At 68.6% G+C, this 1,233-nt stretch carries 1 protein-coding gene; it reads left to right on the top strand.

The genetic code is table 11. The features are described 5' to 3' along the window. Positions 1 to 52: 52 nt before the first annotated feature. Positions 53 to 1,233: condensation domain-containing protein (locus tag ACTWQH_RS32730; protein WP_443290450.1), on the top strand; the 1,181-nt coding region annotated here is incomplete at its 3' end.

The following is a 1,233-nucleotide window of genomic DNA, read 5'->3' as shown; positions in this document are numbered from 1 at the left end:
GGCGTACGGGGCTCGGTGTGCGGGTGGGGAGCCGGTGTGGGAGCCGTTGCCGGTGCAGTACGCGGATTACACCCTGTGGCAGCGGGAGTTGCTGGGCGAGGAGCACGATCCGGAGAGCCGTTTCAGCCGGCAGTACGCCTACTGGGCCGAGCAACTCGCCGGCCTGCCCGAGCAGGTCACCCTCCCGGCCGACCGCCCGCGGCCTGCGGTGATTTCCTATCGCGGTGACAGCGCGGGGTTTGTTCTCGAGGCGGAACTGCATCGTGGCATGGTTGAGCTGGCTCGTTCGGCCGGGGTCACGGTTCACATGGTCTTGCACGCGGCGTTGGCGGCGCTGCTCACCCGGCTGGGTGCGGGTACGGATATTCCGGTGGGGACGGGGGTGGCCGGGCGGACGGATGAGCGTCTGGCTGATCTGGTCGGGTTGTTTGTGAATACGCTGGTGCTGCGGACGGATACGTCGGGGAATCCGACGTTCGCCGAGTTGCTGGGGCAGGCGCGGGAGACGAGCCTGGCGGCGTTCACGCATCAGGACATTCCGTTCGAGGCGCTGGTGGAGAGGCTGAACCCGCAGCGTTCGACGGCGTATCACCCGCTGTTTCAGATCGCGCTGGTGCTGCAGAACAACGAGCCGATGGGTTTCGACCTGCCGGACCTGTCCGTGCGGACACAGGAGGCGCCCACCCGGACGTCTCGCTACGACGTCTTCGTCAGCGTCTCGGAACGCTTCGAGGAGGACACCCAGCCGGCACGGCTGGAGGTGTGGGTGGAGTACGCCACCGATCTGTATGACCGCGGCACGATCGAGGCGTTCATCGCCCGCTGGGAGCGGCTGCTGCAGGCCATGGTCGTGGATCCGCAGCAGCGGATCGCCACGCCCGATCTCCTCGCCCCCACCGAACGCGAGCGGCTGCTGACCACCTACGGCCACAACCGACGGGACATCGCGCCGGTCACGTTGCCCGAGCTGTTCGAGGCGCAGGTGGCGGCCGCACCTGAGGCCCTGGCGGTCGAGGCCGAGGACGTCGCCTGGAGCTATGCCGAGCTGAACGAGCGGGCCAACCGGATCGCCCACTGGCTGATGGGCCGGGGTATCGGCCCTGAGCGGGTGGTCGGGGTGGCCATGCCGCGCTGCGCGGAGCAGGTGGCGGTGGTGCTGGGGATCGTGAAGGCGGGCGCTGCGTATCTGCCGATCGACCCGGCATATCCGGCGGAGCGGATCCGGTATATCGC

Source organism: Streptomyces sp. 6N223, from assembly GCF_052246635.1.
GTDB lineage: Bacteria > Actinomycetota > Actinomycetes > Streptomycetales > Streptomycetaceae > Streptomyces.
The sequence above is the reverse complement of the archived record's forward strand: the minus strand, read 5'-3'. Positions and strand labels throughout refer to the sequence as shown.